Source organism: Mycetohabitans sp. B3 (genome assembly GCF_021498065.1).
Taxonomy (GTDB): Bacteria; Pseudomonadota; Gammaproteobacteria; order Burkholderiales; family Burkholderiaceae; genus Mycetohabitans.
Genome location: NZ_JAHLKN010000039.1, coordinates 37,544 through 55,077, shown reverse-complemented (window position 1 = coordinate 55,077; position 17,534 = coordinate 37,544). Strand labels below are relative to the sequence as shown.

Genomic DNA, 17,534 nt, shown 5'->3' with positions numbered 1-17,534 from the left:
AATCGGGGTCTGGAATCAGGATCGAACGATGCATTGGCAGACCCGAACCGCTTTTTCGACCGTTGAGCCGCGCTGCAACTGGCCGGCGCCGTCGGCTATCGAGCGGCTCGCGCGTAGCTCGCGATCGTGCCGCTGCCGGTGACACCGGCGAAGCCTCACACCGTCAATGCTGGTCCACAAGACCTCGTGGCGACAGAACAGGCGCCCGTCAGGCTTTCCGCCTCCAGACCTTGCAGACCACAGCGCGTTACCGCGCCGTCGGCGCTCAAGTCCCGCGACTGCCTGGACGCGCTGGCCAACTGAATTGCAAAACATGAACGCACCTCAAGCCTTCGATCCTCATGGCGCGGCTGCCGCCGTTGCGCTGGATACTGAGCCGCGCTTGCGCGAGATTCCCTACAATTACACGTCGTTTTCCGACCGTGAGATCGTCATTCGCCTGCTTGGCGACGATGCGTGGCGCACGCTGGACGAGTTGCGTGCCGAGCGGCGCACTGGACGTTCGGCACGGATGCTGTACGAAGTACTCGGCGACATCTGGGTCGTGCGCCGCAATCCGTACCTGCAGGACGATCTGTTGGACAACCCAAAGCGCCGCGCGATGTTGATCGACGCGCTGAGCCATCGGCTCAACGAGATCGACAAGCGCCGGCATGCCGATCTGCGTGAGCACGGCGACGAGGCTGGTCACGGCCGCGCGGCCCGCGTCGGCTCGCTGGTCACGGCCGCACGCGGTGCGGTAGACGCGTTCGCGGCGCAATTCGAGCAAATTGCCGCGCTGCGACGCCGTGCGACGCGCGAACTGCGACGCTGGACCGAAAAGGACAATATCCGCTTCGACGGACTCTCGCGCGTGTCGCACGTGACCGATGCAACCGATTGGCGCGTCGAGTATCCGTTCGTCGTGCTGACGCCGGACACTGAAGCGGAAATGGCTGGCCTGGTGAAGGCTTGCTTCGAGTTGGGCTTGACGGTGATCCCGCGCGGCGGCGGCACAGGCTATACCGGCGGAGCGGTGCCGCTGACACCGTTTTCCGCAGTCATCAACACCGAGAAGCTTGAGCAACTCGGCCCGGTCGAGTTGACTGAGCTGCCGGGTGTGTCAGGCAAGGTCGCAACGATCTTCTCTGGGGCCGGCGTCGTGACGCGGCGCGTCACGCAGGCCGCCGAGCAGGCCGGGTATGTGTTCGCCGTGGATCCGACCTCGCTCGACGCATCGTGCATCGGCGGTAATATCGCGATGAACGCCGGCGGCAAAAAGGCCGTGCTGTGGGGGACCGCGCTGGACAATCTTGCGTGGTGGCGGATGGTCGACCCGGATGGCAACTGGCTCGAGGTCACGCGCGTCGGCCATAACCTGGGCAAGATCCACGACGTGCCGAGCGCCACTTTCGAGCTGCGCTGGTATGACGGCAGCGCGGCGCCCGGCGAAAAATTGTTGCGCAGCGAGACGCTGACCATCGAGGGCTGGCGCTTTCGCAAGGCGGGGCTGGGCAAGGATGTGACCGACAAGTTCCTCGCGGGTCTGCCCGGCGTGCAGAAAGAAGGCTGCGACGGACTGATCACATCGGCGCGTTGGGTGCTGCACAAGATGCCGGCCCATACGCGCACCGTCTGCTTGGAGTTCTTCGGCCAGGCGCGCGATGCGATCCCGAGCATCGTCGAGATCAAGGCGCACCTGTTCGCGACCGCGAAGGCGGGCGGCGCAATCCTGGCCGGGCTGGAGCACCTGGATGAGCGCTATCTGCGCGCCGTTGGCTACGCGACCAAGTCCAAGCGCAACGCATTGCCGAAAATGGTGCTGATTGGCGACATCGTCGGTGACGATGCGGACCGGGTCGCCGAGGCGGCATCGGAAGTCGTGCGCATGGCCAACGGCAAAAGCGGCGAGGGGTTTGTCGCGGTCTCGGCCGAGGCGCGCAAGCGCTTCTGGTTGGACCGTTCACGCACGGCGGCGATTGCCAAGCATACCAACGCGTTCAAGATCAACGAAGACGTTGTGATTCCGCTGAACCGGATGGGCGAGTACACCGACGGCATCGAGCGGATCAACATCGAGCTGTCGCTGAAGAACAAGCTGCAACTGGTGGATGCGCTCGAGGCGTTCTTCGTTGCAGGCAATCTGCCGCTGGGCAAGAGCGATGACGCGAACGAGATTCCCAGCGCGGAGCTGCTGGAGGACCGTGTCGCGCAGGCGCTGGCGTTGCTGCACCAGGTCCGCGCTCGTTGGCAGTATGTGCGCGACAATCTCGACGCGCCGCTCGCGCAGTCGCGTCAGCGGCTGCGCGAGCTGGGCTGCGAGGCGTTGGCCGAGAAATTTGCGGACCGGCTCGATGCGCAGCCCGACGCGAGCGTGTTTGATCTCGCGCAGGATCGCACGATCCGGATCTCGTGGAAGCGGGAGATCCGCGCCGAATTGCGGCAGATCTTCAACGGTGGGGCGTTCAAGCCGATCCTGGACGAGGCGCAGGCGGTGCACAAGCGGGTGTTGCGCGGCCGCGTGTTTGTCGCACTGCACATGCATGCTGGCGATGGCAACGTGCATACGAATATCCCGGTGAACTCGGACAACTACGAGATGCTGCAGGACGCGCACACGGCAGTGGCGCGGATCATGGCGCTGGCCCGATCACTGGACGGCGTGATCTCTGGTGAGCACGGCATCGGCATTACGAAGCTGGAGTTCTTGACCGAAGCGGAGATCGCCGAATTTCGCGCGTACAAGCAAAAGATCGATCCGCAGGGCCGCTTCAACAAGGGCAAGCTGCTGGATGGCGCGGATCTGCGCAATGCGTATACGCCGAGTTTCGGGTTGATGGGCTACGAGTCGCTGATCATGCAGCAGTCTGATATCGGCGCGATCGCCGATTCGGTCAAGGATTGCTTGCGTTGCGGCAAATGTAAGCCGGTGTGCGCGACGCACGTGCCGCGCGCGAACCTGTTGTATAGCCCGCGCAACAAGATCTTAGCGACGTCGCTGCTGGTCGAGGCGTTCCTGTATGAGGAGCAGACACGGCGTGGCGTGTCGATCAAGCATTGGGACGAGTTCAATGACGTCGCGGATCACTGCACCGTATGCCATCAGTGCGTGACGCCGTGCCCGGTCAAGATCGACTTTGGCGACGTGACGATGAACATGCGCAACCTGCTGCGCAAAATGGGCAAGAAACAATTCAATCCCGGGCAGGCTGTGGGCATGTTCTTTCTGAACGCGACCAATCCGCAGACAATTCATGCCGCGCGCGTGGTGATGATGGACATCGGCTACAAGGCGCAGCGCTTGGCCAGCGACGTGCTCAAGACGCTCGGGCGCAAGCAGACGCAGCGCCCGCCGGCGACCACCGGCCGTCCCAGGGTGGTTGAGCAGGTGATCCACTTCGTGAACAAGAAGATGCCGGGTAATCTGCCGAAGAAGACGGCGCGCGCGTTGCTCGACATCGAGGACAACAAGGTAGTGCCGATCATCCGCAATCCGAAGACCACGACAGTGGACACAGAGGCGGTGTTCTACTTTCCCGGTTGCGGTTCGGAACGTTTGTTCTCGCAGGTCGGACTGGCCACGCAGGCGATGCTGTGGGAGGCCGGCGTGCAGACTGTGCTGCCGCCGGGATACCTATGCTGTGGCTACCCGCAACGCGGCGCCGGACAGTACGATAAGGCTGGGAAGATCGTCACGGACAACCGTGTGCTGTTCCACCGGGTCGCGAATACGTTGAACTACCTGGACATCAAGACGGTCGTCGTCTCGTGCGGAACCTGCTACGACCAACTCGCCGGCTATGAATTCGACAAGATATTCCCCGGCTGCCGCATCATTGACATCCATGAATTCTTATTGGAGAAGGGCCTTAAGCTGGACGGCGTGTCCGGTGTGCGCTACATGTATCACGACCCGTGCCATACGCCGATCAAGACCGTGGACCCGGTGAAGCTGGTCAACGAGCTGGTCGGCAGCCAGAAGCAGAGCTACCGGATCGAGAAGAACGATCGCTGCTGCGGCGAATCGGGCACGCTCGCGGTCACGCGTCCTGACGTGTCCACGCAAGTGCGCTTTCGCAAGGAGGAGGAAGTCCGCAAGGGGGCGGCCAAATTGCGCGGCATGCCGATTGCAGCAGCGCCGCTCGGCGCCGGCGCGCCGGCCGATGTGCCCGGCGGGCCCGTGACCAGCTCCGGCGTGGACGCGCCGCGCGCCGCGTTCGACGGCGACGTGAAAATCCTGACCAGCTGCCCGTCATGCCTGCAGGGATTGTCGCGCTATAACGAGGACGCGGGCATCGAGGCGGACTACATTGTCGTGGAGATGGCTCGCCATATGCTCGGTGAGAACTGGATGGCCGATTACGTGCAACGGGCGAACAGCGGCGGCATTGAACGGGTGCTTGTATGAACGCTGGTACGCCTGCTGGGTCGGCCGAGGTTGCGTCGCGCGACGCGGCATCGTGCGTGTTCTGTGCGCAGGAGGGGGGCACCGTGTGGTGGCGCGACGCGTGGCTGCGGGTGATCGAGGCGGACGAGCCGGACTATCCGGGATTTTGTCGGCTCGTGTGGAACGCGCATGTCACCGAGTTTAGCGACCTGTCGGCTGAAGAGCGTGAGCATCTGATACGTGCGCTGGCTGCGCTCGAGCGCGCCTTGCGCGCGACGTTGAATCCGGACAAGATCAATATCGCGAGCCTGGGCAACATGGTCGCTCACCAGCACTGGCACGTGATCCCGCGCTTTGCCGACGATCCGCATTTTCCGGCACCCGTGTGGGCCGCCCGGTGCCGCGAGCCGTCTGCGCGGCAGCATGCCGCACGCGTTGCGGCGGCGGCCGGCTTGGGCGCCGCGGTGCGCGACGCGTTGCAGCGCGAATTTGGCTGAACTGAGAATGGAGTCGTCGATGGCAGGTTTGTCTCCCGATACGCCGGTGCCGACTGGCATCGTCGTGCATTCGGCATCGCGCGTGCTGGAACTGCGCTATGCGGACGGTGCATGCTACAGGCTGCCTTTCGAGTACCTACGAGTGTGGTCCCCGTCGGCCGAGGTGCGCGGGCACGGCCCGGGCCAGGAAACGCTGCAGACTGGTAAGCGCGACGTGACGATCGTGTCAATTGAGCCAGTCGGCCACTATGCATTGCAGCCGACGTTTTCCGACGGACACAATTCCGGCATCTATTCATGGGATCTGCTGTACGATCTCGCGACCCGGCAAGCCGAATACTGGCAAGCCTATCTCGACAAGCTGGCGGACGCCGGCGTGGACCGTGACGCGCCGATGGGCGAGGCGGCGCGCACGCGCGACGGCCACCGCCACTGACATCCCTACACGCATTACCGCGGCGCATGCCGCGCTCTTTCACGCAAGGAACCGCCGCCATGACGAAGACCCATTTCGGTTATCAGACCGTCGATGAGAGCGAGAAGGCGCATAAGGTCGCTGGAGTGTTCCATTCCGTGGCCTCACGCTATGACGTGATGAATGACCTGATGTCGGGCGGACTGCACCGCATGTGGAAGGCCTTCGCCATCGCCCAGGCCGGGGTGCGTCTCGGCTACAGCGTGCTGGATCTGGCTGGTGGCACGGGCGACTTAGCCAAGGCGTTTGCCCGGCAAGCCGGACCGTCCGGACAGGTATGGCATACCGACATTAACGAGTCGATGCTGCGCGTGGGGCGCGACCGCCTGCTCGACCAGGGCATCGTCACGCCGACGCTATTGTGCGATGCGGAAAAAATTCCGTTTCCCGACCATTACTTCAATGTGGTGAGTGTCGCGTTCGGTCTGCGCAACATGACTCATAAGGAGGTCGCGCTCGCCGAGATGCGCCGCGTGCTCAAGCCTGGCGGCCGGCTGTTGGTGCTGGAGTTCTCCAAAGTGTGGCAACCGCTGAAGAAGTTCTACGATGTGTATTCATTCAAGGTGTTGCCGTGGCTCGGCGAGAAAGTGGCGCGCGATCCCGACAGCTATCGGTACTTGGCCGAGTCGATTCGGCTGCACCCGGATCAGGACACGCTAAAAACAATGATGGAACAAGCTGGACTAGACGCCGTCAAATATTACAATCTGTCAGGTGGCGTTGTTGCACTGCATGTCGCCACCAAATACTAGCGACCGTCCAGGAGATCAGATGTCGGCTCAGTCCCGTTTTTCCAGTCATTCCTCCCATTTGCCCGCTACCGGCGCACCGCGCCTGAGCACACGCATCAGCCGCCGGTTCGGCGCGATTGCAGCAGCCGGTTTGTTGGCTATCGGCTCGTTCAGCGCATTCGATGCCGACGCAAAGCGCATGGGCGGCGGCCGCTCGATCGGCAAGCAGTCACAGATCACGCGGCAGGCGACGCCGCCCGCACAACCGAACGCGCCGCGGCAGGGCACACCGTCCCAGCCCGCACAGGGCGCGCAGGCGGCCCGCGGGCAAACCCCGCCGCCCGCGGCGGCCCAGCCCAAGCGTAATTGGATGGGGCCACTCGCGGGATTGGCCGCCGGCTTTGGGTTGGCGGCGTTGTTGTCGCATTTTGGACTCGGCGGCGCGTTGGCCAGCGTACTAAGCAACGTGATCCTGATTGCCCTGGTTGCGCTCGTCGGGTTGTGGCTGTTCCGCAAGTTCGCTAATCGCAACGCACGGCCTGCTGCCGCTTATGCGCATGGTGGCTTCGAGCCGCCTTCCAGTGCGTCACTGCGGCAATATGACGCACCGGTGGCCGCGCCGTCGCAAGTACCCGCAGCGGACGGCTTGGGCCAAACGGGCGTCGTGCCCGAGGGCCAGGCCCGCGTCACCGCGGATCCTAGCGTGCTTGACGTTCCCGTGGTGCCAGCCGGCTTCGACGTCGACGCATTCATGCGCCAGGCAAAGGTGGCGTTCGTGCGGCTACAGGCGGCCTGGGATGCCGGCAATCTCGACGACATCCGCGAGTTCACGACGCCCGAAATGTTTGCCGAGATTAAGCTGGATCTCGATTCGCGCCACGGTGAAAACCGCACCGACGTGGTGCAGTTGAACGCCGATCTGGTCGGCGTCGAGGACCGGGGTGGCAACGAGTACGTGGCGTCGGTGCGCTTCCATGGTCTGCTGCGCGAGGCCCAGGGTGCCGCGGCCGAGCCATTCGCCGAAATGTGGAACTTAAGCCGCAACGCGCGCAGCGGTGAAGGCTGGGTGCTGGCCGGCATCCAGCAACTGTCCTGACGATCCGGCTACACGGAATCGGGCGGCGCAGGCAAGCGCCGCCACGGACGTTACAATAACAGCCCGCGCGAGCGCCGCTTGCGCGGGCTTTCTTTCTGCCCCGATGACCATTGCCGCCAAGCCTTTCGTTGCCGTCGTCAACCATTTACTGATCCGCGAAGCGTGGGCGCGCGAGCGCCTGCTGCCGTACGCGGGGAAAACCGCGCGGCTGGTGTTGTCTCCGGCCGTGCTAGAGTTGGCCGTGCAGGGCGATGGCACGGTCGCTGTGTGGCAGCGTCCGCCTGCCGGCGCCACTGCGCTGGCACCGGCCGCATCCGGCGGGGCGTGCGACGTGCGGGCCAAGGCACCGCACGCGGCGCGGGACGGCGCGTCGGCGTCGCACGCGCCTATGCCCCCAACGGTCGACGTAACGATCACGGTGCCGCCGTCGGCGTTGTCTGCGTTCACTGCCGGTGGGCAGGCGGCGATCCTCAAGCACGTGCGGATCGAGGGCGACGCGGAATTCGCGGCGACGATCGCGAAGCTCGCGGAGCATTTGCGCTGGGAGGCCGAGGAGGATCTCGCACGTCTGATCGGTGACGTGCCAGCCCACCGCATTGCGTCGGTGGCGCGGGCCGTCTCGGCCTACGCGCGCCGCGCCGCAGGGGGCTTAGTCGGTTCGCTGACCGAATACCTGCTGGACGAGAATCCGCAACTGGTCCGCCGCGCACGATTCGAGCAATTCGGCGATGAGCTCGCGCGCGCGCGCGACACGCTTGCTCGGATCGAGAAGCGCATCGAGCGCGCCGAATGCGGCGTCGCGACGCGCCCGGGCGGCGCCGCGTCATCCACGGGAGCACGCTCCCGCTCGGCTGACGACCTGCACTGATCCGGCCGCCCATGAGAATCCTACGCTTTTTCAAAATACTATTTACAGTCTATCGCTTCGGACTCGACGAGGTGATGCTGGGGCACATTGCCGACTGGCGCGTGAAGCTGCTGGTGCGCGTGATGACGTTCGGCCGTCCGATCCGGATTCCGCGCGCGCAGCGGTTGCGCCTGGCGTTGGAAAGTCTCGGGCCGATCTTCGTGAAGTTCGGTCAGGTCCTGTCCACCCGGCGCGACCTGTTGCCGGTGGATATCGCGACCGAGCTGGCGAAGCTGCAGGATCAGGTCCCGCCATTCGATTCTGCGGTGGCGACCGCGTTGATCGAGAAGTCGCTGGGCAAGCCGGTCGATGTGCTGTTCGATGAGTTCGAACGGGTGCCGGTGGCCAGCGCTTCGATCGCGCAGGTGCACTTCGCGCGCCTGAAGAGCGGCACGCACGCCGGCAAGCCCGTGGCAATCAAGGTGCTGCGCCCCGGCATGCTGCCGGTGATCGACTCCGATCTCGCGCTATTGCGCGACATCGCGCGCTGGACCGAGCGGCTGTGGGCTGACGGCAAGCGGCTGCGGCCCCGCGAGGTGGTGGCGGAGTTCGATAAGTACCTGCACGACGAATTGGATCTGATGCGCGAGGCGGCGAACGCGAGCCAACTGCGCCGCAACTTTGCTGCACTGGATCTGCTGCTGGTGCCGGAGATGTACTGGGAGTATTGCACGTCGACGGTGATCGTGATGGAGCGGATGATTGGCGTGCCGATCAGCCAGGTAGACACGCTGCGCTCGGCCGGCGTCGACATCCCGAAGCTTGCGCGGCAAGGCGTGGAGATCTTCTTCACACAGGTGTTTCGCGACGGGTTCTTCCATGCGGACATGCACCCCGGCAACATCCAGGTGAGCTTAGACCCGGACCATTTCGGCCGTTATATCGCGCTGGACTTCGGGATCATCGGCGCGCTGTCGGATTTCGACAAGAACTATCTGGCGCAGAATTTCCTTGCGTTTTTCAAACGCGACTACCACCGGGTCGCGACGTTGCACCTGGAATCCGGGTGGGTGCCCCCGCACACGCGGGTCGAGGAACTGGAGAGCGCGATCCGCGCGGTGTGCGAGCCGTATTTCGACCGCGCGCTGAAGGACATTTCGCTCGGCCAGGTGCTGATGCGACTGTTCTCGACGTCGCGGCGCTTCAACGTCGAGATCCAGCCGCAATTGGTCCTGCTGCAAAAGACGATGCTCAACGTCGAGGGCCTGGGCCGCGCGCTTGACCCGGAACTCGATCTGTGGAAAACGGCCAAGCCGTATCTCGAGCGCTGGATGAACGATCAGATTGGCTGGCGCGGTTGGATGGAAAGGCTGAAAATCGAATCGCCGCAATGGAGCAAGACGCTGCCACAAGTGCCGCGCCTGATCCATCATGCGTTGTCCCGGCATCACGATCAGCCGCCGCGTGCGACCGAGGCTTTGATGCGGCGGATACTGATTGAGCAGCAACGGACCAACCGTTTGCTACAAGGACTGCTGGTATTCGGGGTGGCGGTCGGCGCCGGCGCGCTGCTGGCCCACTTCGGGCTGGCGTCCCTGGTTGGTATCGAGTCGTGTATCGGAGGTCCCCGATGAACTCAGCGAGCGGCGGCTCGTGCCGCGATGGCGGATTTGGCCTGCAACAGGACGTGCCGCAATGGGTAGACAAACGCGCGTTCCTGTGCTCGATGCCGCCGCGATGCTGGCTCGGGTATGCTGTCCGAATAACGGCGCTGGCGCCGCCGGGCGCATTGCTCGCCGGGTTTTTCTTTGTCGGTGCGACGCCGAAAGGCCCGCCGTTTGGCATCGAGCGCGACACGCTGCTGAACTCGTCGTTCGAACGGGTGGACGAGCGTCCGGTCAACGGCTCACTGTCGGTGTTCGGTCAACATGAGCGCTGGATAAGCTGGCGTCGGCGTGCGTAAGACGCCACCATTTCCGGCTATAATTCAAGGCTTTGCGAGATCCTTGAGGGGTGATAGGGCGATGCCGATCTATGCATATCGTTGCGAGTCCTGCGGCTTTAAGAAAGACGCGTTGCAAAAACTTAGCGATGCACCGCTGAGCCAGTGTCCCGAGTGCGGCCGCGACACGTTCCGCAAGCAGGTCACTGCAGCGGGATTCCAGTTGAAAGGCTCCGGCTGGTACGTGACCGATTTCCGCGGCGGTAACTCGGGCGGCAATAACCAATCCGAGGGCGGGGAAGGCGGCGCGAGCAAGGCGCCCGCCGCGAAGGAGGCGGGCAGCGGCAGCGCGGACGGCGCGACCAGCGCCGGTGCGTCCACCGCACCGGCTGCGGCAGGCAGCGCGACACCGTCGTCCAACGCGGGCACGTCTGCCTGAGCATCGATCCATGAAAATCAAGACGACCAAGAAGACGCTGAAGAACGTATTTCTGACCGGGCTGCTGGTGCTCGTGCCACTGGCAATCACGCTGTGGGTGCTGGGGCTGATCATCGGCACGATGGACCAGACGCTGCTGTTGCTGCCCGAAGCGTGGCAGCCGGAGCGCGTGTTCGGCTTTCGCCTGCCCGGCCTGGGGGCGGTGCTGACGCTGGCGTTCGTTTTCGTGGTCGGCCTCTTGACTCAGAACCTGATCGGGCAGACGCTCGTCAACTGGTGGGAAAAGCTACTGGCTCATATTCCCGTCGTCGGTCCGTTGTACACGAGTGTCAAGCAGGTATCTGACACGCTGCTGTCGTCCAGCGGCAATGCGTTCCGCAAGGCGTTGCTGATCGAATATCCGCGCAAGGGCTCGTACACAATTGGCTTTCTGACCGGGATTCCAGGCGGTGACGTCGCTAACCACTTGAATGGCGATCATGTCAGCGTCTATGTACCGACCACGCCGAACCCTACGTCGGGCTTCTTCCTCATGGTGCCAAAAAACGAGGTGGTGGAGTTAGACATGACGGTGGATGCCGCGCTGAAGTACATCGTGTCAATGGGCGTGGTGGCCCCGGTTGCATCGCCGGTGCCGGCCGTTGCGCCGCCGCGCCGTCCCGTCGAGCCGCTGCTCTGATTATTGCGGGCGTCGCCCGCGCGCCGGCATGATGCCGATCGCGCCGTCGCCTATCTTTACGAATGAAAGACGAACATCATGTCGATGAGATCTGAATATTGTGGTCGGGTGACTGAAAAACTGCTGGGCCAATCGGTGTCGCTCTGCGGCTGGGTGCATCGGCGCCGCGACCATGGCGGTGTCATTTTCATCGACTTGCGCGACTGCGAGGGATTGGTGCAAGTGGTGTGCGACCCCGACCGGCCGGACATGTTTAAGACCGCCGAAGGGGTGCGCCATGAGTTCTGTGTGCGTGTGGTCGGCATCGTGCGGGCACGCCCGGAAGGCACCCTCAACGCGAATTTGACCAGTGGTCAGATCGAGGTGTTATGCCACGAGCTGACGGTACTCAATGCATCAGTGACGCCGCCGTTCCAGCTGGACGACGAGAACCTGTCAGAGACCACACGTCTGACGCATCGCGTACTGGACCTGCGCCGGCCGCAGATGCAGCACAACCTGCGCCTGCGCTACCGTGTCGCAATGGAGTCGCGCAAGTACCTGGACGAGCAGGGGTTCATCGACATCGAGACGCCGATGCTCACGAAGAGCACGCCGGAAGGCGCACGCGACTACCTGGTGCCGTCGCGCGTGAACGCAGGGATGTTCTTCGCGTTGCCGCAGTCGCCGCAGCTGTTCAAGCAGCTGCTGATGGTGGCGAACTTTGACCGGTATTATCAAATCACGAAATGCTTTCGCGACGAGGACCTGCGCGCGGACCGGCAGCCGGAGTTCACGCAGATCGACTGCGAGACGTCGTTCTTGAACGAGCAGGAGATCCGCGACCTATTCGAGGCGATGATTCGCCATGTGTTCAAGGCGACGATCAACGTCGAGCTTGCCGATCCATTCCCGGTCATGCAGCATGCGGAAGCGATGCGCCGCTTCGGCTCGGACAAGCCCGACCTGCGCGTGAAGCTAGAATTCACCGAGTTGACCGACGTGATGAAAGACGTCGATTTCAAGGTGTTCAGCACGCCGGCGAACACGAAGGACGGCCGGGTGGCCGCGCTGCGCGTGCCCAACGGAGCGGAGCTGACGCGTGGCGATATCGACGGCTATACGGACTTCGTGCGCATCTATGGTGCAAAGGGTCTTGCGTGGATCAAGGTCAACGAGGTGGCCAAGGGGCGCGACGGCTTGCAAAGCCCGATCGTGAAGAACCTGCATGATGCGTGCATTGCGGCAATCCTCGAGCGCACCGGCGCGCAGGACGGCGACATCCTTTTCTTCGGCGCGGACCGCGCCAAGGTGGTCAACGACAGTCTCAGTGCGCTGCGGTTAAAAATTGGCCACTCGGCGTTCGGCCGCAGTGCCGGACTGGTCGAGCAGGGCTGGAAACCGCTGTGGGTCATCGATTTTCCAATGTTCGATTACGACGACGAGGATAATCGCTGGGTTGCCGCGCATCACCCGTTCACCAGCCCAAAGGACGAACACCTCGAATATCTCGAGGTTGATCCGGGTCGTTGCCTTGCAAAAGCGTACGACATGGTGCTCAACGGCTGGGAAATTGGCGGCGGTTCGGTGCGGATCCATCGCGAAGACGTGCAAAGCAAGGTGTTCCGCGCGCTGAAGATCGGCCCGGAGGAAGCGCGTGCGAAATTTGGCTTCTTGCTCGACGCGTTGCAATACGGCGCGCCGCCGCACGGTGGCATTGCATTCGGCCTGGACCGGATCGTCACGATGATGGCCGGCGCGGATTCGATTCGCGACGTGATCGCGTTCCCGAAGACTCAGCGTGCGCAGTGCCTGCTCACGCAAGCGCCGAGCGAGGTGGATGAGCGTCAATTGCGCGACCTGCATATCCGGCTGCGCAACGCCGAGCCGGTGAACGCGTAGTACGGCGCGCGGCGCAAGTTGCCGATGTCCCGGCCGTTTAAGATCCCGGAGTCGGTGCTGGTGGTGATTCACACCGCCAAGCCGGACGTGCTGGTCCTCGAACGCGCCGATCGCTCCGGTTTCTGGCAATCGGTGACCGGTTCGAAGGACACGCCCGACGAGCCGCTTGCGCTGACCGCGGCACGCGAAGTGTTCGAGGAGACCGGCATCGCGGTTGGCACGGCGCAGGTGCCGGCCGACGCGCTGCTCGATTGGTGCCATGCGATCGAGTACGAGATCTACCCGCAATGGCGCTATCGCTATGCGCCCGGCGTGAAGCGTAATATCGAGCACTGGTTTAGCCTCTGCGTGCCGCAATCCATTGAGATCACGCTGGCACCGCGTGAGCACGTCGCGTATGCGTGGCTGCCTTACCGGGACGCCGCGGCGCGTTGTTTTTCGGCATCGAATCGCGACGCGATCCTGCAGTTGCCGGGGCGACTCGCTGCCAGTTAAGCGGAGCGCGGCAATGGTGGCCACCATCAGGCGTCTGGTTCGGCTTCGACAGACGATGCTGGATGGCCATCGTAAGCCTCGGTTGCGCTTTACCGCCGGCAATGACGTGCGGATCTTTGGATCCGGCACCGCGCTGTTCGATGCGTTGATTGAGCGAATTGACGCGGCCGAACACGAGGTCGCGCTCGAGACGTATATTTTCCGCGACGATCCATGCGGCGCGCGCGTCAGCGCGGCGCTGGCGCGTGCCGCCGCGAGGGGCGTGCACGTGCGGGTGATCACCGACGGCATCGGCACTCCGCGCAGTGAATTGCTACGTGCATGGCACGATGCCGGCATCGAGCACCGTATCTACAATCCGGGCGTCTTCAGTATCCGCTTCGGATTTTCCCGCACCCATCGCAAGCTGGCTGCCGTCGATCGACGCTATGGTTTTTGCGGCGGACACAACGTCATAGACGACCGGCTGGAAGCGGGCCAACCGTTGCCGTTTGCCCGATGGGACTATTCGGCTGAGGTGATCGGTCCCGCCGTCGTGGATCTGGTCGAGGCGTTCGACCTGCAATGGCGACGTATCGACCAAGCTCGGATTCCGCCGCCGCCAGCAGTGCCGCACGAACGTCTGGCGCACGGACCGGGCGGCGCCCCGGCAACCGATGCCGCGGCAGCCCGCTGCTTAACTGCCGCTGGCCGGGACCCTCCCGGCGAGGCCACGCCGCGTCCCGCTCGGGCGCGCCGCCGTGCGCTCGGGACGCTTGACACGCCGGCAGACGTACCGCAGGTCGCGTTTGTCGCACGCGATAACGTCAATAATCGACGCGCGATTGAGCGTGCCTATCGGCTGGCGATTCGGCAGGCGCGGGACGAGATCCTAGTGGCTAACCCGTACTTCGTGCCCGGCCGCCGGATGCGCCGCGAGTTGGTCCGCGCAGCACGCCGTGGCGTGCGGGTGTCATTGGTGATCGGACGCAACGAATTTGTCGCGCTGGACTACGCGGTGCCGTTTCTCTATCAGTCGTTGCTGCGCGTGGGTATCCGGATTGCCGAATATGACCGTACGATGTTGCATGGCAAAATCGCGGTGGTGGATGGCGTTTGGGGCACGATCGGATCATCCAACCTCGATGCGTTATCGCTGGTGCTCAACCATGAAGCCAATCTAGTGTTGTTCCGGCATCCCGAGGTGGCCGGCATACGCGCGGCCATCCTCGAGGCTGTGGAACAATCGCGCGCCATCGACCCGCAGCGTTACGCATCGCGGCCGTGGCTGGTGCGAGTGGCGAACTGGATTGCGTACAACGGATATTGGCTCGCCATGAAGCTGCTCACCATCGGCAGCTACGATTGACGATGCAATCCATTCTTGATCCGGTGCGCAAAATCACTTGAAATGGCGCACATGCGGGTTCGACGGTGCGCCACGCAGCACCCAAAACGCGCGGGACCGGAGCACGAGCATCGAATCACATCATCACGTTGATGACCGATCATCGCGCTATACAGCACGGTCGTGCTTGTTAGAAACTCATTTCTAATAAATAGCTTGTTTCCGCGGGCGGCCGCCCATAATAATAGTACGGCCGTTCTATTTTGCGGTGCAATGAATGGACGGTAAAAATGGCGATACGAAAAGGCGAACAAACCCGTGCGGCGATTCTGGATGCTGCGTTGGCCCTGGCGAGCCGGGATGGGCTCGAGGGGTTGACGATCGGTCTGCTGGCCGAGCGCATGCAGATGAGTAAGAGCGGTGTGTTCGCGCACTTCGGTTCGCGCGAGGATTTGCAAGTTGAGGTGATCCGGGAATACCACCAGCGCTTCGAACAGGAAGTGTTCTTCCCGGCGATCCGGGAGCCGCGCGGGTTGCCGCGCCTTAGGGCGCTGGTTGGCCGATGGATGGAGAAGCGGATCCAAGAGGTCACCACGGGTTGCATCTACATCAGTGGTGCCGTCGAGTACGATGATCGAGCCGCCAGCGCCGTGCGCGAGGAACTCGCACGCAGCGTCAGTACTTGGCGCGGCACGCTGATCCGTGCCATCTTGCAAGCCAAGGATGAAGGGCATCTGCGTGCAGACACCGACCCGCGGCTAATGCTGTTCGAGTTGTACAGCGTGACGCTCGGGCTGCACCACGATGCGCGTTTCCTGCGCTTGCCGGATGCGGTCGAGGTCGCGTGGCGGGTGCTCGACAAAGTTTTTGTATCGTATCAAAGCGACGCTGGTCGCTGACGCGGGCAGAGCACTCCGCGCATCGCCGGTGCCTTAGTCAAAACGGAGAGAGTCATGGGACAGTACGCCGCACCGTTGCGCGACATGCAATTCGTGTTGCACGAATTGCTGAACGTCGAAGCCGAACTGAAGCAACTGCCTAAGCACGCGGATCTGGATGCCGATACGATTAATGCGGTGCTGCAGGAGGCGGGCAAGTTCTGCTCCGAGGTCCTGTTTCCGTTGAACCAGGTTGGCGACCAGCAGGGTTGCACGTACGTCGGCGACGGCGTGGTGACCACGCCCGAGGGCTTCAAGCAAGCGTACCAGCAGTATGTCGAGGCCGGATGGCCGGCGCTAGGCTGCGATCGGGCCTATGGCGGCCAGGGCTTGCCCGCGTTCGTGAACAACGCGCTGTACGAGATGCTCAATTCGGCGAACCAAGCATGGACCATGTATCCTGGCCTGTCGCACGGCGCGTATGAATGCCTGCACGCGCACGGCACGCCCGAGCTTCAGCAGCAGTACCTGCCAAAGCTGGTATCCGGTCAATGGACCGGCACGATGTGCCTGACCGAGCCGCATTGCGGCACCGACCTCGGGATCCTACGCACGCGGGCCGAGCCCAACGGCGACGGTTCGTACTCGATCACCGGCACGAAAATCTTCATTTCGAGTGGCGAGCACGACCTCGCCGACAACATCGTCCACCTGGTGCTCGCGCGGTTGCCGGACGCGCCGGCGGGGACCAAGGGCATTTCATTGTTCATCGTGCCCAAGTTCATCCCGGACGACAACGGCGAGCCTGGGCAGCGCAACGGCGTCAAGTGTGGCTCGATCGAGCACAAGATGGGTATCCATGGCAATGCGACGTGTGTAATTAACCTGGATGATGCCAAGGGCTGGATGGTCGGCGAGCCGAACAAGGGCTTGAATGCGATGTTCGTGATGATGAATGCGGCGCGGCTTGGCGTGGGCATGCAAGGCCTGGGGCTGACCGAGGTCGCGTACCAGAACTCGCTCGCCTACGCGAGGCAGCGGCTGCAGATGCGCTCGCTCAGCGGTCCGAAAGCGCCGGACAAAGCGGCCGATCCGATCATCGTACACCCAGATGTGCGGCGCATGTTGTTGACGCAGAAGGCCTATGTCGAGGCGGGTCGCGCGTTCACTTACTGGGCGGCTTTGCAGATCGACAAAGAGCTGTCGCACGAGGACGAGGCGGTGCGTCGGGATGCGGCCGACCTGGTGGCGTTGCTCACACCGGTCATCAAGGCGTTCCTGACCGACAACGCGTTCGAGGCAACCAACAACGCCATGCAGGTGTTTGGCGGCCATGGCTATATCGCTGAATGGGGCATGGAGCAATATGTGCGCGATGCGCGTATCAACATGATCTACGAAGGCACCAACACGATTCAGTCGCTGGACCTGTTGGGGCGCAAGGTGCTCGGCGACATGGGCGCGAAGCTGAAGAAGTTTGGCAAGCTCGTGCAGGATTTTGTCGAGGCCGAGGGCATCAACCCCGACATGCAGGAGTTCGTCAATCCGCTGGCGGATATCGGCGAGAAGGTACAGAAGCTGACGATGGAAATCGGCATGAAGGCGATGCAGAGCCCGGACGAAGTCGGCGCCGCGGCGGTACCGTACCTGCGCACGGTCGGGCATTTCGTGTTCTCGTACTTCTGGGCGCGCATGGCCCGTCTGGCGCTGGACAAGCAGGGTAGCGGTGACCCATTCTACCGGTCCAAGCTCGCGACCGCGCGGTTCTACTTCGCGAAGCTGTTGCCCGAGACGGCTTTCACGATCCGCGCTGCGCGTGCCGGCGCCAAGCCGCTGACCGAGATCGACGAAGCGCTGTTTTAATGGGTGGGAGCAGGCTCT

15 protein-coding genes are annotated in these 17,534 nt (G+C 63.2%); all 15 read left to right on the top strand.

Going from position 1 to position 17,534, the window contains the following annotated elements; genetic code table 11:
• Positions 1–313 precede the first annotated feature (313 nt).
• The 15 genes from KQH55_RS12485 (at position 314) to KQH55_RS12415 (ending at position 17,516) form a co-directional block, all read left to right on the top strand.
• The gene (locus KQH55_RS12485) at positions 314–4,387 is read left to right on the top strand and encodes a DUF3683 domain-containing protein (RefSeq protein WP_235091233.1); all 4,074 of its coding nucleotides are present in this window, start codon (positions 314–316) and stop codon (positions 4,385–4,387) included.
• Positions 4,384–4,863, top strand: coding sequence for an HIT family protein (locus KQH55_RS12480; protein WP_076786068.1), 480 nt, complete (start codon positions 4,384–4,386; stop codon positions 4,861–4,863). Before KQH55_RS12485 ends, KQH55_RS12480 begins: the two co-directional genes overlap by 4 nt.
• A 19-nt stretch (positions 4,864–4,882) precedes the next feature.
• Positions 4,883–5,299: a gamma-butyrobetaine hydroxylase-like domain-containing protein gene (locus tag KQH55_RS12475; protein ID WP_076787662.1), complete on the top strand. Its 417-nt coding sequence runs from the start codon at positions 4,883–4,885 to the stop codon at positions 5,297–5,299.
• A gap of 59 nt (positions 5,300–5,358) precedes the next feature.
• On the top strand, positions 5,359–6,090 hold the full coding sequence (gene ubiE, locus KQH55_RS12470) for a bifunctional demethylmenaquinone methyltransferase/2-methoxy-6-polyprenyl-1,4-benzoquinol methylase UbiE (protein ID WP_076797276.1): 732 nt from the start codon (positions 5,359–5,361) through the stop codon (positions 6,088–6,090).
• A 19-nt stretch (positions 6,091–6,109) separates the two neighbouring features.
• Positions 6,110–7,165 (top strand): Tim44 domain-containing protein, encoded by a 1,056-nt coding sequence (locus KQH55_RS12465; RefSeq protein WP_083703710.1) that lies wholly within the window; start codon positions 6,110–6,112, stop codon positions 7,163–7,165.
• A gap of 103 nt (positions 7,166–7,268) precedes the next feature.
• The gene (locus KQH55_RS12460) at positions 7,269–8,033 is read left to right on the top strand and encodes an SCP2 domain-containing protein (RefSeq protein WP_235091231.1); all 765 of its coding nucleotides are present in this window, start codon (positions 7,269–7,271) and stop codon (positions 8,031–8,033) included.
• 11 nt (positions 8,034–8,044) lie between these two features.
• A complete protein-coding gene (ubiB, locus tag KQH55_RS12455; protein ID WP_076796321.1) occupies positions 8,045–9,646 on the top strand; it encodes a ubiquinone biosynthesis regulatory protein kinase UbiB in 1,602 nt (533 codons plus the stop codon).
• Positions 9,643–9,975: a TPMT family class I SAM-dependent methyltransferase gene (locus KQH55_RS12450; protein ID WP_235091230.1), complete on the top strand. Its 333-nt coding sequence runs from the start codon at positions 9,643–9,645 to the stop codon at positions 9,973–9,975. The genes ubiB and KQH55_RS12450 overlap by 4 nt, the downstream gene beginning before the upstream one ends.
• A gap of 61 nt (positions 9,976–10,036) precedes the next feature.
• Positions 10,037–10,393, top strand: a complete 357-nt coding sequence (locus KQH55_RS12445) for an FmdB family zinc ribbon protein (protein ID WP_076786070.1) — start codon at positions 10,037–10,039, stop codon at positions 10,391–10,393.
• A 10-nt stretch (positions 10,394–10,403) separates the two neighbouring features.
• Positions 10,404–11,072 carry a DUF502 domain-containing protein gene (locus tag KQH55_RS12440; RefSeq protein ID WP_139337059.1) on the top strand — a complete coding sequence of 223 codons (669 nt, stop codon included), beginning with the start codon at positions 10,404–10,406 and terminating at the stop codon, positions 11,070–11,072.
• A 78-nt stretch (positions 11,073–11,150) separates the two neighbouring features.
• Complete coding sequence (aspS, locus tag KQH55_RS12435; RefSeq protein WP_076786071.1) at positions 11,151–12,953, top strand: aspartate--tRNA ligase; 1,803 nt, start codon at positions 11,151–11,153, stop codon at positions 12,951–12,953.
• A 24-nt stretch (positions 12,954–12,977) separates the two neighbouring features.
• Complete coding sequence (gene nudB, locus KQH55_RS12430) at positions 12,978–13,448, top strand: dihydroneopterin triphosphate diphosphatase (protein ID WP_235091228.1); 471 nt, start codon at positions 12,978–12,980, stop codon at positions 13,446–13,448.
• Between the two features lie 13 nt (positions 13,449–13,461).
• Positions 13,462–14,796: a phosphatidylserine/phosphatidylglycerophosphate/cardiolipin synthase family protein gene (locus KQH55_RS12425; protein WP_235091219.1), complete on the top strand. Its 1,335-nt coding sequence runs from the start codon at positions 13,462–13,464 to the stop codon at positions 14,794–14,796.
• A gap of 275 nt (positions 14,797–15,071) precedes the next feature.
• Entirely contained in the window at positions 15,072–15,674 is a 603-nt protein-coding gene (locus KQH55_RS12420) for a TetR/AcrR family transcriptional regulator (protein WP_076787672.1), read from the top strand.
• Positions 15,675–15,728: 54 nt separating this feature from the next.
• Positions 15,729–17,516, top strand: a complete 1,788-nt coding sequence (locus KQH55_RS12415; RefSeq protein ID WP_076796316.1) for an acyl-CoA dehydrogenase C-terminal domain-containing protein — start codon at positions 15,729–15,731, stop codon at positions 17,514–17,516.
• The last annotated feature ends 18 nt before the right edge of the window (positions 17,517–17,534 follow it).